Annotated in this window: 15 protein-coding genes and 1 other RNA gene; 8 read left to right on the top strand and 8 right to left on the bottom strand. The window is 61.5% G+C overall.

Features of this window, described 5'->3' with window-relative positions:
* Nucleotides 1–63: 63 nt before the first annotated feature.
* Both GOB90_RS01170 and GOB90_RS01165 read right to left on the bottom strand, forming a co-directional pair.
* Nucleotides 64–906, bottom strand: a complete 843-nt coding sequence (locus GOB90_RS01170) for a hypothetical protein (RefSeq protein ID WP_146890636.1) — start codon at nt 904–906, stop codon at nt 64–66.
* Nucleotides 906–2,441, bottom strand: coding sequence for an AAA family ATPase (locus GOB90_RS01165; RefSeq protein ID WP_146890639.1), 1,536 nt, complete (start codon nt 2,439–2,441; stop codon nt 906–908). The genes GOB90_RS01170 and GOB90_RS01165 overlap by 1 nt, the downstream gene beginning before the upstream one ends.
* A gap of 416 nt (nt 2,442–2,857) precedes the next feature.
* On the opposite strand from GOB90_RS01165, the gene GOB90_RS01160 reads away from it, so the two are divergent.
* The 3 genes from GOB90_RS01160 (at nt 2,858) to GOB90_RS01150 (ending at nt 6,653) form a co-directional block, all read left to right on the top strand.
* Nucleotides 2,858–3,652, top strand: a complete 795-nt coding sequence (locus GOB90_RS01160) for an inositol monophosphatase family protein (RefSeq protein ID WP_146890642.1) — start codon at nt 2,858–2,860, stop codon at nt 3,650–3,652.
* 229 nt (nt 3,653–3,881) lie between these two features.
* The gene (serA, locus tag GOB90_RS01155; RefSeq protein ID WP_146890645.1) at nt 3,882–5,135 is read left to right on the top strand and encodes a phosphoglycerate dehydrogenase; all 1,254 of its coding nucleotides are present in this window, start codon (nt 3,882–3,884) and stop codon (nt 5,133–5,135) included.
* A 21-nt stretch (nt 5,136–5,156) separates the two neighbouring features.
* Entirely contained in the window at nt 5,157–6,653 is a 1,497-nt protein-coding gene (locus tag GOB90_RS01150; RefSeq protein WP_146890648.1) for a YifB family Mg chelatase-like AAA ATPase, read from the top strand.
* Nucleotides 6,654–6,773: 120 nt separating this feature from the next.
* Here GOB90_RS01150 and GOB90_RS01145 read toward each other — a convergent pair whose 3' ends face one another.
* Together GOB90_RS01145 and GOB90_RS01140 are read right to left on the bottom strand one after the other, a co-directional pair.
* The gene (locus GOB90_RS01145) at nt 6,774–6,953 is read right to left on the bottom strand and encodes a CsbD family protein (RefSeq protein WP_146890651.1); all 180 of its coding nucleotides are present in this window, start codon (nt 6,951–6,953) and stop codon (nt 6,774–6,776) included.
* A gap of 94 nt (nt 6,954–7,047) precedes the next feature.
* Nucleotides 7,048–7,764 carry a DNA-3-methyladenine glycosylase family protein gene (locus GOB90_RS01140; protein ID WP_146890654.1) on the bottom strand — a complete coding sequence of 239 codons (717 nt, stop codon included), beginning with the start codon at nt 7,762–7,764 and terminating at the stop codon, nt 7,048–7,050.
* 214 nt (nt 7,765–7,978) lie between these two features.
* Here GOB90_RS01140 and GOB90_RS01135 point away from each other — a divergent pair, with 214 nt between their 5' ends.
* The 4 genes from GOB90_RS01135 to GOB90_RS19440 all read left to right on the top strand — a co-directional run bounded on the left by GOB90_RS01135 (nt 7,979) and on the right by GOB90_RS19440 (nt 11,914).
* A complete protein-coding gene (locus GOB90_RS01135) occupies nt 7,979–9,139 on the top strand; it encodes an energy transducer TonB (RefSeq protein WP_146890657.1) in 1,161 nt (386 codons plus the stop codon).
* A 102-nt stretch (nt 9,140–9,241) separates the two neighbouring features.
* Nucleotides 9,242–10,696 (top strand): AMP nucleosidase, encoded by a 1,455-nt coding sequence (locus GOB90_RS01130; RefSeq protein ID WP_198912601.1) that lies wholly within the window; start codon nt 9,242–9,244, stop codon nt 10,694–10,696.
* A 47-nt stretch (nt 10,697–10,743) separates the two neighbouring features.
* Nucleotides 10,744–11,166, top strand: a complete 423-nt coding sequence (locus tag GOB90_RS01125; RefSeq protein ID WP_146890705.1) for an acyl-CoA thioesterase — start codon at nt 10,744–10,746, stop codon at nt 11,164–11,166.
* 115 nt (nt 11,167–11,281) lie between these two features.
* The gene (locus tag GOB90_RS19440; protein ID WP_146890660.1) at nt 11,282–11,914 is read left to right on the top strand and encodes a phosphoribosyltransferase family protein; all 633 of its coding nucleotides are present in this window, start codon (nt 11,282–11,284) and stop codon (nt 11,912–11,914) included.
* A 96-nt stretch (nt 11,915–12,010) separates the two neighbouring features.
* On the opposite strand, the gene GOB90_RS01115 is transcribed toward GOB90_RS19440, so the two are convergent.
* Nucleotides 12,011–12,604: a hypothetical protein gene (locus tag GOB90_RS01115; RefSeq protein WP_146890663.1), complete on the bottom strand. Its 594-nt coding sequence runs from the start codon at nt 12,602–12,604 to the stop codon at nt 12,011–12,013.
* A gap of 244 nt (nt 12,605–12,848) precedes the next feature.
* On the opposite strand from GOB90_RS01115, the gene GOB90_RS01110 reads away from it, so the two are divergent.
* Nucleotides 12,849–13,646, top strand: coding sequence for a hypothetical protein (locus GOB90_RS01110; RefSeq protein ID WP_146890666.1), 798 nt, complete (start codon nt 12,849–12,851; stop codon nt 13,644–13,646).
* A 10-nt stretch (nt 13,647–13,656) separates the two neighbouring features.
* Here the strand turns inward: GOB90_RS01110 and GOB90_RS01105 are convergent, their stop codons facing one another.
* The 3 genes from GOB90_RS01105 to ssrS all read right to left on the bottom strand — a co-directional run bounded on the left by GOB90_RS01105 (nt 13,657) and on the right by ssrS (nt 15,526).
* Nucleotides 13,657–14,472 carry a TIGR00282 family metallophosphoesterase gene (locus tag GOB90_RS01105; protein ID WP_146890670.1) on the bottom strand — a complete coding sequence of 272 codons (816 nt, stop codon included), beginning with the start codon at nt 14,470–14,472 and terminating at the stop codon, nt 13,657–13,659.
* Between the two features lie 304 nt (nt 14,473–14,776).
* Nucleotides 14,777–15,349: a 5-formyltetrahydrofolate cyclo-ligase gene (locus tag GOB90_RS01100; RefSeq protein WP_146890673.1), complete on the bottom strand. Its 573-nt coding sequence runs from the start codon at nt 15,347–15,349 to the stop codon at nt 14,777–14,779.
* Between the two features lie 20 nt (nt 15,350–15,369).
* Nucleotides 15,370–15,526: non-coding RNA, 6S RNA (gene ssrS, locus GOB90_RS01095), on the bottom strand.
* Between the last annotated feature and the right edge of the window lie 7 nt (nt 15,527–15,533).

The following is a 15,533-nucleotide window of genomic DNA, read 5'->3' as shown; positions in this document are numbered from 1 at the left end:
ATTGCCGAGAGCGGCAGCAGACGACAGTATCTGGCTGGAGCAGGCCTCTGATGCTCGTCGGTGTCATGGCTCGTCAATATGCTCGAACCCGCCCGAATAGAAATTCTCATTCCGTGACAACGCCCTGTAAAGCGCCGATTGCCAGCTGTTGCGATTGAAGCGCTGGCGGCTCCTTGCTTCGTGCTCGAGCTCGTCCCGGAGCCCTTCGGCACCATCCGAGGCAAAGGTCTCGCGGAACATGTCCTTGCGTTCGACAAGTTCGACCGCTGCATGCTGCTCGTAAAGCTCGGCGAGGTTGAGTTCGACGAAATGCTTTCGAGCGCGTTGGACGATGACCGCATCGACTTCAGCCGGGGCACGGGTGGTGAAGTTCGTGGTGACCCGCGCGCCGACATTGATCGTCGCCCGGATCAACCGATGTCCGCTCCAATCGTCGAAATAGGGGTGGAACAGCCGATCCGTCGGAAGCTCCGCGCGATAGTTCAGCTTGGCGTGGTTGCACTCGAAACAGGAGGGGGTCAAGTTCGCGGCGAAGACTGCCAGCTCCGGATAATCATCCTTCGAGAGGTGATGGTCGAGTGACTTGACGTCCCGTTGGCCACATAGCGGGCAACGGTTGTACCGTGACCGACCGCGGAGCCGCAGGTACAGAGGACGTTCGCCGCCTTTCACCAAAACGCGACCGTAGAGCCCGCTCAGTTCAGCCGGTTCAATGCCATCGGGCTCCACCGGATCAAACTCGTGGAGCGTGCCGGCCAGGGCGTGCTCAAGGTATTGCTCTGAGCGGTCCTCGACGTGCGGTCGTTGCGCGAGCAACGCCCTCCTCTTCACGGCATTTTGTGTCCGCGTCGCGCAGGCTACGAACACCAGTCCCGCGTCGTCGTCGGGCAATGCAATGGTGAGCATCAGTTGGTGGACCGCAGCATCGCACGCGCCAGCGCCCTGCCCTCGGCACCGACATGGTCCTTGAAAGTACCAAGGACCTCATCAAGGGATTCAGATTTTTCGACCACCCGCGCGATCAGCGCATGGTGGCCACTCTCTGTCACCTCGACGCGGAATATCTCCCGGGTGAGCGCGCCAAGGTTCTCGGCGAATGTCTCGATCTCGGGTCGCTCGACGGTGACACCATCGCCGGACCGGAACAGGAGCGAGACGCAATCGGCGGGCACCTCCTGGACGACCACTGGCGAATGAGTCGCCAGTATCGCGACGCCGTTACGGTTCGCGAGCAGGTCGGAGATCGCCCGCACGAGGGCCATCACCAAGGGTGGATGCAGGTGCGCCTCTGGTTCGTCAATGAGGACCAGCGTGCGATCGCTCACCAGCTCCGCTAGCCGTGTCAGGGTCAGCAGGACGATCTTGTGGCCGGAGCTCGCGGTGCAAAACAAAGTGCCGGCCCACTGCTCGATCTCGTCGGCCTGCAACTCGGGCAGATGCGACAACCCAAGTCCTGCGAACAGCGGATCGGCCTCAAGGATACGCATGGCGGCTTGCCACCGCGGACGGCTTGCACTCCGCAGGCATTGCAGCGTGCTCTCGACGAAATCTTCTTGAAGATCGGCCTCGCTTTTGTTGCCGGTCGCGCGCTCGCCGCCGACCCGGACGCGCTTCTTCAATCCGACATAGGTGTAGCTAATGCCGCTGCGTGTCCCTGCTTTACGGCTGCGTACCGGTCCCGCGGACGATCGCGCGGGCGGATCAAAGCTATCAAATGCGCTGAACGCGACGGTAATCAGGTTTGCGAACTGGTCCTTCGGGGCCACAGCGGCATCTTCCCCGAAGCTGAGCCGGCCAAGCCGCCTGTCCCGTCCATTTCGCAGCAGGGAGCTCAGAGATGTGAGCAATGTCGTCTTGCCGACCCCATTGCGGCCGATCACGACATGAATGTTGCTCGGGGGAAGGCTATTCGGATCAACACGGACTTCGATGGTCTCATCGCTCTGCGGGAAGCGATAGGTGAAGTCATAGGGTGTCAGCGCCGCCTGCTGGTGGAGAATCGACTGGTGCTTGGCGAGACGCACCTCGCCAACCGACCTCGTGAGCGATGTCTCATAGGCGTTTTCATCCTCGAGCTCCGTGCGGATCATAGCATCCCAGACGACATCCTTCAGCCCATTGAGGATATCTACGCGGACGTCCTCCGGAAGCTCGAGCAGAGTCTCGTAGTAACTCTGATCCTGACCGAGCGACCCATAGCCTTGCGCGAGCGCCTCAAATGCTTCGGGCATCATCACATAGCCGACCGACATGCCAGTGCTCATGATCTTGACCTCGCCGATGTCATGCCGGTCACCATCGTCGTCGAAGTAGACGAGAGTGAAGGTGGTCTTGAATCCGTAGTCATCCCAATTGTCTCGTAGTAGGTATGCCTCGCCCGCTCCGCTGAGGTTCTTGTAGCGTTTTGACCGCTCAGAATAGGAGATGACTGTGAATTGCATGGTAAGTCTCGGAATCTAAGGGGTCGGCCGCATTCGATTATTCAAAGCAGTCCGTATACCCTACCTCGCTGATTAAAGGCGAGCCGGAACAGCGTGAGATCGTGCCAGCGATCCTACATCGAATATCGCAACCGTTCGACCATAGAGAATGCCCCTTTTCGCTCCGCAACGATCAGTCGGGCGGTCCCTTCATGTAAGCATTGAACGACACCATTTCCTCATCGCTTGCTTGGTACGGGTAGCGACGGGATGGCGCGTAAATTGTCGGCGATGTCGCTCGTCGCCCAACGCCTTCATAACAGTCATATTTGCAAACAGGGTAATCGCCTTCATAAATGGTTTCCGAAGGCCTGCGGCCTTTGACGGGTTTCAGGGCAGCGCCCTGAGGCGAGAGATACTTCTGAAAGGCGCTTTTTGTGGCTCATGATTTTGATCTTCTGACTGAGACGGCGCTGGCGCTGGCGGATGTGGCGGGGGTGGTGATCCGGCCTTATTTCCGGGCGCCGATCGGGAGTAATGACAAGGCGGATGCGAGTCCGGTTACGATTGCGGACCGGATGGCGGAGCGGGTGATGCGGGCGGTTCTGGCGGAGCGGCATCCGGAGCATGGGATACTGGGCGAGGAGTTCGGTCTGGATAATGAGGGCGCGGGGTATCGGTGGACGCTCGATCCGATTGACGGGACGCGGGCGTTTATTACGGGGCGGCCGACTTTCGGGACGCTGATTGCGCTGACGTATGACGGGGAGCCGCTGCTCGGGGTGATCGATCAGCCGATCAGCGGGGAGCGGTGGCTTGGCGTTAAAGGGCGTCCGACGCTTTTTCGGGCCAGGGCGACGGCGGTGCCAGGGACTGTCGGGACCAGGCGGTGTGAGGTTCTGGCTGACGCGGATCTGTCCTGCACTTCGCTGGAGATGCTGGAGGATGCGCCGCGCGATGTGTGGAAGCAGCTGAGGGCGTCGGTCAAACGGGTGAGCTGGGGCGGCGACTGTTATGCTTATGGTCTGCTGGCGGCGGGTTATATCGATGTGATTGCGGAATGCGACATGAAGACGTGGGACTGGGCAGCGCTGGTGCCGGTTGTCGAAGGGGCCGGTGGCCGGATGACGGACTGGAATGGCGATCCGCTGCGTGCAGGTGGCGACGGGACGGTTCTGGCGGTGGGCAATCCGGCGCTGCTGAACGATGCGGTGGAGCGGCTGCGGGGCTGATTTCCGTTTGTCATTGCGGGTTGTCGTGCGGGGCTGTTTCTCCCGGATTTCCGCCTTTGAGGAAACGTGCTATGGCACCGGTCCCGCGTTCAGGCCCGTGTCCGGACCGGACGCGAGGGCTCCGGACCGTGCGGGGCCAACCAGCCAGGCCCTGCCTTGCGGCAGGCTCATTTTCAACCGGGTCGGACCATGGATACCGGGACCGCCGTAACTGCTACGAGCCAACTGAATGATTCCTCACCTGTCGCTCTCTAAAGATAAAATTCGCTTTCTTCTGCTTGAGGGCGTGCATGACAGCGCGGTCGCCCTGCTGAAGGCGAGTGGCTATGAAAACGTGACGCGTCATAAGGGCGCGCTTGAGGGTGAGGCGCTGCGATCTGCGCTTGAGGGTGTGCATGTTGTGGGTATCCGGTCGCGGACGCAGCTGACGCGGGAGGTTATCGAGGGGGCTGACCGGCTTTTTGCGATCGGCTGTTTCTGCATTGGCACGAACCAGGTGAATCTGGATGCGGCGCGGGAGTGTGGCGTGCCTGTTTTTAACGCGCCGTTCAGCAACACGCGTTCGGTGGCCGAGCTGGTCATGGGCGAGATCGTGATGCTGATGCGGCGGATTTTTCCGCGTTCGGTTGGCTGTCATGACGGACGCTGGGACAAATCGGCGACCAATAGCTGGGAGGTGCGCGGCAAGACGCTGGGGATCGTTGGTTATGGCTCGATCGGGTCGCAGCTTTCGGTTCTGGCTGAGGCGTTTGGCATGCGGGTGCTGTATTACGATGTGATTGACAAGCTTGGTCATGGCAATGCGCTGGCGTGCGACACGCTTGAGAATCTGCTGGCGCAGAGTGATGTGGTCAGTCTGCATGTGCCGCAGGTTGCCTCGACGGCGAACATGATCGGTCGTGAGCAGATTGCGCAGATGAAGCCGGGTTCGTTTCTGATCAACAATGCGCGTGGCAATGTGGTTGATCTGGACGCGGCGGCCGAGGCTCTGAAATCCGGTCATCTTCTGGGTGCGGCGATCGACGTGTTTCCGAAGGAGCCGAAGGGGCCGGGCGAGCGGTTTGTTTCGCCGCTTCAGGAGGTCGATAACGTGATCCTGTCGCCGCATATCGGCGGCTCGACGGCCGAGGCGCAGGAGCGGATCGGGGTCGAGGTGGCGCGCAAGCTGGTGGAGTATTCCGACATCGGTTCGACGCTGGGCACGGTGAATTTCCCGAGTGTGCAGCTGCCGCAGAGTCCGCGCGGGACGCGTTTCATGCATGTGCATCGCAATGTTCCAGGCACGATGTCGAAGATCAACGAACTGTTCACCCGCGAGGGCTGCAATGTGACGGCGCAGTATCTCCAGACGGATGGCGAGATTGGCTATGTTGTTGTTGAGGCGGATACCGGGGGGGATCTCGACAGGGACAACCGTCTGCTGGAGCAGCTGCGTGGTCTCGACGGGACGATCCGGGCGCGGCTCATTTATCAGGGCGGCTGACGGGCGGTCTGCAAGGGCGCGATGATCAATACACGCGTTCGCTCGTTTACGTTTTCGGGCATTGAGGCCATTCCGGTCTGGGTGGAAGTCCAGATTGCGAATGGCCTTCCGGCGTTTCTGATTGTCGGGTTGCCGGACAAGGCGGTTGGCGAGGCGCGGGAGCGGGTTCGGGCGGCGCTGACCTCCATGGGGCTGGCGCTGCCGCCGAAACGTATTCTGGTCAATCTCGTGCCGGCGGATCTTCTGAAGGAAGGCTCGCATTTCGATCTGCCGATTGCGCTGGCTGTGCTGGCGGCGATGGAGATTCTGCCGATCGAGGAGCTGGGGCGGTACGCTGTTCTCGGCGAGTTGTCGCTTGATGGCCGGCTGAACCGGGTTGCGGGAGTGATTTCCGCGTCCATGATGGCGGCGACCATGAAACTCGGGCTGATCTGTCCGGCGGTTCAGGGGGTTGAAGCGCTTTACGGTGGCACCCGCGATATTCTGGCGGCACCGGACCTGACGGCGCTGCTCAATCATTTTCGCGGACGGCAACTGCTGACGACGCCGGATTTTCCGTTGCCGAAGGAGCAACCGCTGGTCGGGCCGGATATGGCGGACGTGAAGGGGATGGAAGTGGCGCGGCGGGCGCTCGAGATTGCGGCGGCGGGCGGTCATTCCCTGCTGATGTCGGGGCCGCCGGGTTCGGGGAAGTCGATGCTTGCGGCGCGGCTGCCGGGATTGCTGCCGAATCTGACGCCTGAGGAATCTCTGGCGGTGACGCGCATTTACAGTGCGGCGGGGCTGGTTGCGGAGGGGGGTCCGATTCAGCGGCCGCCGTTTCGGGAGCCGCATCATTCGGCCAGTCAGCCGGCGCTGGTGGGCGGTGGCGTGCGGGCGAAGCCGGGGGAGATCAGTCTCGCGCATCGGGGTGTTCTGTTTCTGGATGAGCTGCCGGAATTTTCGCGGCAGGCGCTGGAATCGCTGCGGCAGCCGCTGGAGACCGGGCAGACGACGATTGCGCGGGCGGCGGCGCATGTGACGTATCCGGCGCGGTTTCAGCTGGTGGCGGCGATGAATCCGTGCCGGTGCGGTTATCTTGGCGATGCGTCCCGCGAGTGTCGGAAGGCGCCGCGCTGCGGGGAGGATTATCTCGGGCGGCTTTCGGGTCCGCTGCTGGACCGGATTGATCTCTGGGTCAGCGTTCAGCCTCTTTCGCCGCTTGATATGATGGTGGCACCAGCCGGGGAAAGCTCCCGGACGATTGCGACGCGGGTGCTGAGTGCGCGGCTGAGGCAGCATCTCCGGGGACAGGATGTCAGAAATTCGGAGGCGGCGCCGGACGGGTTCGAGCTGGATGCCGGTGCGAAGGGTGTGCTTGCTGAGGCGGCGCGGAAGCTGCGGCTTTCGGCCCGCGGGTTCACGAGGCTGCTTCGGGTGGCCCGGACGATTGCCGATCTTGACGGGTCTGACGGGATACAGGCGGCGCATGTGGCGGAAGCGGTGGGCTTTCGTCACAGGAGTTATGCGGGCGGCTGAGGCTGTTTGTGCGGGAAGATTATGAGGCGGCGAAGGGGGATCGGAAGCGGGCGGTCAACAAAAAGCGCGGAACCGGCGATGCGGTTCCGCGCTTTCGTTACATGACCTGGAGCCTGGGGATCAGAGGTCGTTGACGGCCCCTTTGACCTTGCCTTCGACTTCCTCGGCCTTGCCCTTAACCTGCTGGGCTTTGCCTTCGGTTTCGAGCTTGGAATCGTTCATGGCCTTGCCGACGCCTTCCTTGACGTTGCCCGCCACTTTGTCGCTGGCGCCTTTAACTTTATCGGTGAATTCACCCATGATCGTCTCCTGTTGATTTTTCGGGTTATTCGGACCCTGTGTGATAAAAACGCCGGCAGGTTCGGGAAGTTCGCTGGTTTCGACAAAAAATATCTCAGCCGGTAACGGGATTTCCGGTTCCGGTCGTTTTTCCTTCCGCCGCGGCGCGCCAGAGATACCAGGCGGCGGCGGAGCGCCAGGGCGCGAGGCAGAGGGTTGCTTCTCCGAGCTGGCGCGGGCGGAGGCGGGTTTCCAGTCCTTTCAGTTTTCGCCATCCCTCGCTGACGCCGAAATCGTCCACCGGCATGATGTCGGGTTTGCCTAGGGTGAAGATCAGCAGCATTTCGACGGTCCAGCGTCCGATTCCGCGGAGGCTGGTGATGCGGGCGATCAGGTCTTCGGTTTCCATGGATTCGGCTTTTGCGCGGGCGGGGACGACGCCGTTGAGGCTGGCCTCGGCGACGGCCTGCACGGTGGCGATTTTTCGCGCGGACAATCCGCAGCCGCGCAATGCTTCGAAAGAATAAGTGAGAAGGTCTTCCGGAGAGGGGCATCGTCCGTCCGAGAGGGCTTTCAGGCGGCCGAAAATCGCGGCGGCGGCGCGGCCGTGCAGTTGCTGATACAGCACGGCTCTGATGAGGGCTTCGTAGGGCTCGCCCGTATGATCGGGTTCGAGCCGGCAGGGGCCGACACGCCGGATGAGTTCGGCAAAATCGGGATCGGCGGCGGCGAGAAAGGGTTCCGCCGGATGAAGAACCGTGGCATGAGCCGGCTCCGGTGGAAGAACAATGGTGTTCGGCTGCTTCTTATTATTACCGTTTTTTTTCTTCATGCTGGTCACTGCACCTGGTATGACGCTAACAGATGGCCGGAACCAATACCCTGTCCCGGAACGGGCGATACGTTCTGTCACCTCTTTGCTGTAACAGGCAGGGTGGCCAGACTATCCTCCCGGTGGCAAGATTGTACGACTTTTTTATCCGGAGCCTGTTTATCGGGTGCCGGGGTGATACTTTTCCTGTTTTCCCGGAGACTGACCCAACTCCATGACGGTGTCATACAGGCCTCCTGCCGGGTCCGGGGAAAAGAAGGAGCCTGTCCTTGTCCCCACCACGGGCATGGGGCGGCCGCATATTGCTTCGGTTGTGGCCAGAAAGCCGCCGGAAGACGATCTGAAGCGTCCTGGTCTCGGCCCGGCTTTTGTCGAGCGGGCGCCGGGGACGCGTCGTGTCAGGCCGGCGAAGACGCCTATGACGCCGCGCCAGGTGTTTGCCGATCCGGATCTGATTCCGGTTATTCTCCTCTCCCTGCTGCTTCATCTGGCTTTGCTGACGGTTGCCATTCTTCTTGCGGCGCATCACCGGCCGCGCGGGAATCCGCAGTCGCCGGAGACTGGGTCTGTTGACATGATGTTCGTCACCCCGCCGGCGCAGAGCGGAATGAAGGGGGAGCGCTCGCCGGATATGGCCGGGGGCACGGATTCGACGAAGTCCTCCCAGAGCAGCAACGCGCAGCCGGAGCAGTCCGAGGCCTCGGAGGGGGCTGCGAAGCCGACGACGGAGACGCCGGCGGCCCCGCCGATGCCTGAGGCTTCGTCCGACGAGAGCTATCCGAACCCGACCAATGAGACCGCGCCGATCAACCCGGCCTCCACCGAGACGGGCCAGGGCAGCAAGAAGACGACGAAGAAGTCCACCAGCAGGCAGTCGGTGAAGCATGAGGAGCATAAGCAGCGCGCCCCCTCCCCGTTTGACTCGCCGATGGATCTTTCGCTGGATCAGTCGTCCGCGCCGCGCCGGGCGCGTCGTCACGGGCGTTCGGGCGGGTCCGGGGGTCCGATTGATCTTTCGATCGGGCCGATGATCCAGAACGGGCAGCTCAATGCGCCGTTTGCCACGCGGAGCACGACGCGGGGCGTGAGCGACGATTACAGTGGCGAGGTGGATCGCTGGATTCGTCGCCACATGTATTATCCCGAGGAAGCGGCGAAAAATGGCGAGGAGGGTCCGTCTTCCGTTCATGTCGTGATCGATCGTCAGGGCCGGGTGCGGTTTGTGCGGCTGACGAATCAGTCGGGCTCGTATGAGCTGGATGCCTCGACGACCGGCATGTTCCACGGGGCGCAGCTGCCGCCGGTTCCGCCGGACATTCAGGGCGATCATTTCGATCTGGACGTGACGATCAACTACATTCTGATCCGGCACTGAGGGGGAGGGTCGTCAGGGCCGCGTGGATTTGTTCACTGACGGGTCGCTTTGTCCGGTTACGGGTGTACGCTGCGGGGGAAACAGATTCGGAGGCGCGTGGGGATGACGGATTCGGAGCGGATGCTGGCATCGGTCGGGGCTGATTTCGTTGCGTTTCATGATGCGGCGAAGGCTGTTGAGCGGATTGAGGCGCTTTACGATGAGAGCGCCACGCTGTTGCGCGAGGCCTTTCGGGAGAATGCCGCCGATGTATCGGATCGGGCGGTTTATCCCTGTCTGGCTTTCTTTGTTGCGCGTGGCGCGCCGCCGGAGACGCGGCCTCCGTTCGATGTGGTTCTGGAGCCGGGTTTTTACGGGACGACTCTCACGCGTCCGGCTCTTTTCAGCGGGTACTGGCGCGAGCAGATCGGCATATTGCTGCGGCATTATAAGCAGCCGGTTTATGTGGGTCGGTCTCTGCGGCCGATCCCGCTGCCTTATGTGCTGGAGGAGGCGGTCAGCGGGCTGACGGAAGCGGATCTGAGGCAGATTCAGGAGCGGTTTGCGCTGCCGGATCTGCATGCGACCGATGATTCGATTGCGAACTGCCAGAGTTTTCCGGCTGACAGGCGCCCTCGCCCGCTGGCGCTGTTTACGGCGGAGCGCACGGATTATTCGCTGGCGCGGCTGCATCATTATACCGGCACGAGTCCGAACCATTTCCAGCGGTTTATTCTGCTGACGAATTACCAGCGTTATGTCGATGCGTTTCGTGATTTCGGGCGGGGCGAGGTGGCGAAGGGCGGGGAATACAGCGCTTTTGTCGAGCCGGGGGATCAGGTCTGGACGGGGGCGGATGAGGACGTGGTGGCGCCTTTGTCCGGCAGTCTGCCGCAGATGCCGGCGTATCATTTGCAGCGTCCGGACGGGGACGGCATTACGCTGGTGAATATCGGCGTGGGGCCGGCGAACGCGAAAACGATCACCGATCATCTGGCGGTGCTGCGTCCGCATTGCTGGCTGATGGTGGGGCATTGCGCCGGGCTGCGGCGGACGCAGATGCTGGGCGATTATGTTCTGGCGCATGGTTATATGCGGCAGGATCATGTGCTGGACGATGATCTGCCGGTCTGGGTTCCGGTGCCGCCGATTGCGGAGGTGCAGGTTGCGCTTCAGGCGGTTGCGGCCGAGGTGACGGGTCTGAAGGATGTGGAGCTGAAGACGCGGCTGCGGACCGGGACGGTGATGACGACGGACAACCGGAACTGGGAGCTGCGTCTCAGGGAGTTGTCCGCAGACATCAACATGTCGCGCGCGATTGCCGTGGACATGGAGTCGGCGACGATTGCGGCTAACGGATTCCGCTTTCGCGTGCCATATGGGACATTGCTGTGTGTGTCGGACAAACCGCTGCACGGGGAGCTGAAACTTCGCGGGATGGCAAACGCTTTCTATCGTGAGCGCGTAAGTCAGCATCTGACGGTTGGCATTGAGACAATGCGGCTGTTGCGCAGGCAGGGGGTTGCGAGGCTACATTCGCGCAAGCTCCGTGGTTTTGACGAGCCTCCGTTCCGGTAACGTGTGGTTTGTCGGCTCCTGCAGAAGAGCGTCATGTTCGTATGAGGATGAGTCCTGTGTCGCCTTCCGTATATCCGCCTGAAGCCATTCCGACGATCCGTGTTGTTGCCATGCCGACGGACACCAATCCCGCCGGGGATGTGTTTGGCGGCTGGCTTGTTTCGCAGATGGATCTGGCCGCGGGCACGGCGGCTGCGTTCCGGGCGAAGGGGCGCTGCGTCACTGTGGCGATCGACAGCTTCATTTTCCATGAGCCGGTTTCGGTCGGGGATGAGGTGAGCATTTACACGAAGGTCACGCAGACGGGGAAATCCTCGATTGTTGTGCATGTCGAGACCTGGCGGCGAGCGCGGAACAGCAATGACCGGCGCAAGGTGACGCAGGGGAAATTTACTTTTGTCGCGCTCGATGAGAACAGGAAGCCGCGCGGGCTGCCGCCGGAGGACGGGTTCGACACGATCACCGAATAGGGTGTGAGTGCGAACCGGGGCCGGGCTGTGGCGTTGGTGAGTGTGACGAAAGCAACCGGGCGCGCGCTGTTTTACCGATGATCCGGCGTGTGCTGTCTGAACAGAAGAAGAGTATATGACGCAGACTGTGCCGCCGCATGCCGTGACCTCGTGGACGGTGGATATTGCCGGTCGGGAGGTCAGCCTTCCCATTACGCCGGTTTCGCCGGATCGTGCGATTGCGCTGATGATGATTACCGATATGGGGGTTCGGTTTGGCGAGCATATCGGGGCGGCTCTGGCTGAGAAGCTGCGTCCTCTGAACCCGGAAATTGTGATCGGGACGGCGACGCTGGGCATTCCCGTTGCGATTGAGGTGACGCGGCATCTCGGGCTCGACAATTACATCATTCTTCAGAAATCGCCCAAGAAGCATCTGGCGGATGCTCTGACTCATTCGCTGTCTTCCGTGACGTCGCATGGGAGCCAGGAGTTACGGCTGGACCGGGCTGCGCTGCCATTGCTGTTGCGGCGGCGGATTGTGGTGGTTGATGACGTGATTGCCACGGGGTCCAGTCTGGTGGCGTCTCTGGCGCTGGCGCGTCAGGCGTCGGCAGAGGTTGTGGGGATTGGCGCCGTTCTGACGGACGGGGATGCGTGGAGGGCGAAGCTGGAGGCGGATGCGGGGCTGGTGCGGGCGCTTGCGCATGTTCCGCAATTCCGGCGTATGGGGCCGGGGCACTGGGAGGCGATTGCGGATGAGGGGTGAGCGGTCTGTTCGGGTGCGATGTCTGGCAGATGGGTGGGCAGAAAGCCGACGCTGATCGGGTGAGTGCTGGCGGCTCTCTTTCAGAGGGTGTGTTTTTTACTGCAACGTTTCAAAGTGCCTGATAATCCATGAAATCTCGTAGAGCAGGCCGAGCGTAACAAAGCCCATGTGGAATCGTCGGTTAACCGACACAAACGCGATGCCGCACAGGATGAGATAGACGGGTATCCGGAACCAGTATTCGATTGAAAACATGGCGTAGTGTGCTGGCCCTTTGATCAGGGTGTCGATCAGGTCGAATACAATTGTCAGAGCAAAAAACGAGAAAAACCATTTCCGCCTGGAAATGAAGAAATCCTCGTAGCCCGTGTAATCATTTATGGAATCCGGAAACAGGAACGCGCTCAGGAAGAACAGAACGATCGCGTAGATGACCAGAAACAGATAGATCTCGAACGTCCAGGATGACAGTTCGACCAGCCACAGTTCCCACCACCAGAAGTGAATCAGCATCAGGAGCAGTGTCAGAACCCAGCCGATATGGACCAGATAAATCCGTGTCTGTTTTGGGTGCTGGATGATCCGGACCAGTCCGTTGAGCAGGCGTGTGACGCTGAGGCCCACGACCATCCCCATGACGATACGGATATGCTGAAAAATTTCAGGGGACGTCAAAGAGTGTGAAGACATTCTCGGAAACCTCAGGACCACATGCCGCTTTTCGGATTCACTTCAGCAGGACGGCATTGATGACATTCAGCCCGTCCTGCCAGAAAAAGCCAGCCTGCGGCATCACGGCCTGGCCGGCTGGGCGCTGATGTTTGACCGGCATCATCCGGAATGGCGGCGGAAGCGATCACGTTTGCAAAATCCGAATTAAGCGGATCGAAACCCTGTGGGAGCAAAATGGCCTGAACAACAGGGCCAGATTTGTGTGAACAGTGTTGCTTTTTCTCCTCACGTTTTCATTGCAACGCCATGTTTTGGCGGTGTTGTCACGCAGACTTATATGCAGTCGGTCATCGGGTGTATGGCGTCCGCGCAGCAGCATGGGATCGAACTCACGCTCTCGATGATCGGGAACGATGCGCTTATTACGCGGTGCCGGAATACGCTTCTGCATCAGTTCATGGCACAGAGCACGGCGTCCCATATTCTGTTCGTTGACAGTGATATCGGGTTTGAGCCGGACGCCCTCTCCCGGATTGTGGCGGCGGGCAAGGATGTGGTTGCGGGGCTGTATCCGCTGAAGGATCGTTACTGGGACAGGCTGACCGACGCGCAGATGCGGCGGGGTGAATCTCCCGCGATGGCTTCTCTGCGTTATGTCGGAGAGAGTGAATCGCTGCATGAGGCGAAGGCGACGCCGGGGGCGCTTGTGAAGGCGGGTTATGCCGGGACGGGCTTTATGCTCATCAGCAGGGAGGCTGTCTCCCGGATGATCCGGGCTTATCCCGAGACGCGCTACCGCCGGATCGATGCGCCGGTCGGGCAGCATGAGTCGGAGGCCGCGCCGGAATCTGAGGCTCATGCGCTGTTCGACTGCCTGGTCGATCCTGAGACGAAGACTTATCTGAGCGAGGATTTTACCTTCTGCCATCGCTGGCGCGCGATCGGGGGCGAGGTCTGGCTCGATCCGTCACTGGTTCTGACTCACACCGGTCCTTCGACCTTCAGCGGCGATCCGTCCGCGCGGGTGGGTATTCTCGGGCCGGCACGGAAGGCGATCTGAAGCTTCCGGCTCAGAAGTCCGGCAGGGCCTGTGAAAGGATGCCGCCCTGGCGCAGGGGAGCGACTTTCCGGGTCAGGCCGGTTGCATCGTCGGTTTCGATCATGAGGCCGGCGATGGTGGCCTCGCCTTCGGCGGGCTGGAGGCGTTCGCCGGGCATTTTACGGATAAAGCGGGCGACTGCGTTGTCTTTCTGCATGCCTATGACGCTGTCATAATCGCCGCACATGCCGGCATCGCTCTGGAATGCGGTGCCAGCCGGCAGGATTCTGTGGTCGGCCGTTGGTGTGTGGGTGTGGGTGCCGACCACCAGTGAGACCTTGCCATCGAGCGCGTGACCGAAGGCCCATTTCTCGCTGCTGGCTTCGGCATGAAGATCGACGATTGCGGCCTGGACCGTTACGCCGAGGCGGTGTCGGGAGAGCAGTTCGAGCGTGAGACGGAACGGGTCGTCCATGGGGTCCATGAACAGGCGGCCCATGGCGTTTACGACCAGGGCGCGGCGACCGTCGGCGAGGGTTGCGACCGTGCTCCCCTGCCCCGGTGTTCCGGGCGGGAAGTTGAGGGGCCTGATGACCGTGGCGAGGGCATCGATTTCCCCGATGAGGTCGCGTCGGTCCCAGGCGTGGTTGCCGAGTGTGATGACGTCCACGCCGCAGCCCATGAGATCGCGGGCGATGGAGGGTGACAGGCCGAAGCCGTGGCTGGCGTTTTCCGCGTTGACGATGACGAGGTCGAGGCGAAGTGTGCGTCTCAGTTCCGGGACCCGGGCGATGACGGCGTCCCGTCCGGAGCGGCCGACGATATCCCCCAGAAACAGTATTCGCACGTTATTCTCCTGCTTCCGGGTGATGGGTTCGGGAGGGTATAATCCGGGGACGGAGAAAAGCCAAAAACGTAGCAACGGTGCGGGGCGTGATTGTGCGGCGGCTTTCTGGTGTTCGGGGAGAGGAGACGGAAGGGGACGGTCAGGAAATCGACTGATACCGGGTCAGCGCGAAGGCTGTTTCTTTTACCCGGACTGGCGGCAGGCTGTTGCTTTCCGGTCCGGATAACGTCTGCATTACGATATTATCGGTGTCGCTCCCGCCTGCGTGTCGCGGGGTATTTCCGACTGACGGCCATGGCTGTTTTCAGCAGCGGATGATTTCGTGTTCGGTGACGATGAGGGGCAGCGCGATATCGTGCGGGCCGGTCGGGATGGCGGGTTTTTCCTGGGTGGACAGGGCGTATCCGACGGGGCGGGCTTTGGGGAGCGCGGCGAGGGTCCGGTCGTAATAGCCGCCGCCGTAGCCGAGCCGGTAGCCGCGGCGGTCGAAAGCCAGCATGGGCACCAGGACGATATCGGGGGTGACGGCGGGACCGTCGGGGTGGCGGGTTCCGAAGCGGCCTTCGAGCATGAGGCTGGTCGGGGTCCAGTGACGAAAGATCAGGGGATGGCCTTTTTTGGGGGTATCCGGCAGGCAGACGGTGCGGCCTTCCCGATGAAGGGAGGCGCAGAGGGGGCGCAGGTCGATTTCACCGGCGAGCGGCCAGACGCAGGCGATGATGCCGGCGCTGTCGTGCTTCAGGAGCAGGGTGTGCAGTTTCCCGCACACGGCCTGTGAGGCGGCTGTCTCTGAGAGGTGCGCGGGCAGCCGGATCGCGCGGCAGGTGGCGCGGAGGGTCCGTTTGGCGGCGACAATTTCGGGGGGATCTTCATGCATATTCTGAACACGGGAAAAATTGCGGAGCCACCCTGGCCGTTGGTATATACAACCTCCAGGACCTGCTAGTGCAGGTGGGCGCCGGATACCATGACCACGATCACAGCAGCGCCAGCTCCCGAGGAAGTGCTTATCGGCCCAGGGGTTTGAATTGCCTGACGCACCGGGCAGCCCCGCATGACTA

The sequence above is a fragment of the Acetobacter oeni genome, from assembly GCF_011516825.1.
GTDB lineage: Bacteria > Pseudomonadota > Alphaproteobacteria > Acetobacterales > Acetobacteraceae > Acetobacter > Acetobacter oeni.
Note: the sequence above shows the minus strand (reverse complement) of the source record. Positions and strands in the feature narration are given on the sequence as shown.

What these genes read in the sequence shown, in the direction of transcription:
- GOB90_RS01130 (WP_198912601.1), top strand. Translation starts at nt 9,242, where the DNA reads ATGACGGATTCGGAGCGGATGCTGGCATCGGTCGGGGCTGATTTCGTT.
- GOB90_RS01165 (WP_146890639.1), bottom strand. Translation starts at nt 2,441, where the DNA reads ATGCAATTCACAGTCATCTCCTATTCTGAGCGGTCAAAACGCTACAAG.
- GOB90_RS01150 (WP_146890648.1), top strand. Translation starts at nt 5,157, where the DNA reads ATGATCAATACACGCGTTCGCTCGTTTACGTTTTCGGGCATTGAGGCC.
- GOB90_RS01145 (WP_146890651.1), bottom strand. Translation starts at nt 6,953, where the DNA reads ATGGGTGAATTCACCGATAAAGTTAAAGGCGCCAGCGACAAAGTGGCG.
- GOB90_RS01100 (WP_146890673.1), bottom strand. Translation starts at nt 15,349, where the DNA reads ATGCATGAAGATCCCCCCGAAATTGTCGCCGCCAAACGGACCCTCCGC.
- GOB90_RS19440 (WP_146890660.1), top strand. Translation starts at nt 11,282, where the DNA reads ATGACGCAGACTGTGCCGCCGCATGCCGTGACCTCGTGGACGGTGGAT.
- GOB90_RS01170 (WP_146890636.1), bottom strand. Translation starts at nt 906, where the DNA reads ATGCTCACCATTGCATTGCCCGACGACGACGCGGGACTGGTGTTCGTA.
- GOB90_RS01115 (WP_146890663.1), bottom strand. Translation starts at nt 12,604, where the DNA reads ATGTCTTCACACTCTTTGACGTCCCCTGAAATTTTTCAGCATATCCGT.
- GOB90_RS01140 (WP_146890654.1), bottom strand. Translation starts at nt 7,764, where the DNA reads ATGAAGAAAAAAAACGGTAATAATAAGAAGCAGCCGAACACCATTGTT.
- GOB90_RS01125 (WP_146890705.1), top strand. Translation starts at nt 10,744, where the DNA reads ATGAGTCCTGTGTCGCCTTCCGTATATCCGCCTGAAGCCATTCCGACG.
- serA (WP_146890645.1), top strand. Translation starts at nt 3,882, where the DNA reads ATGATTCCTCACCTGTCGCTCTCTAAAGATAAAATTCGCTTTCTTCTG.
- GOB90_RS01135 (WP_146890657.1), top strand. Translation starts at nt 7,979, where the DNA reads ATGACGGTGTCATACAGGCCTCCTGCCGGGTCCGGGGAAAAGAAGGAG.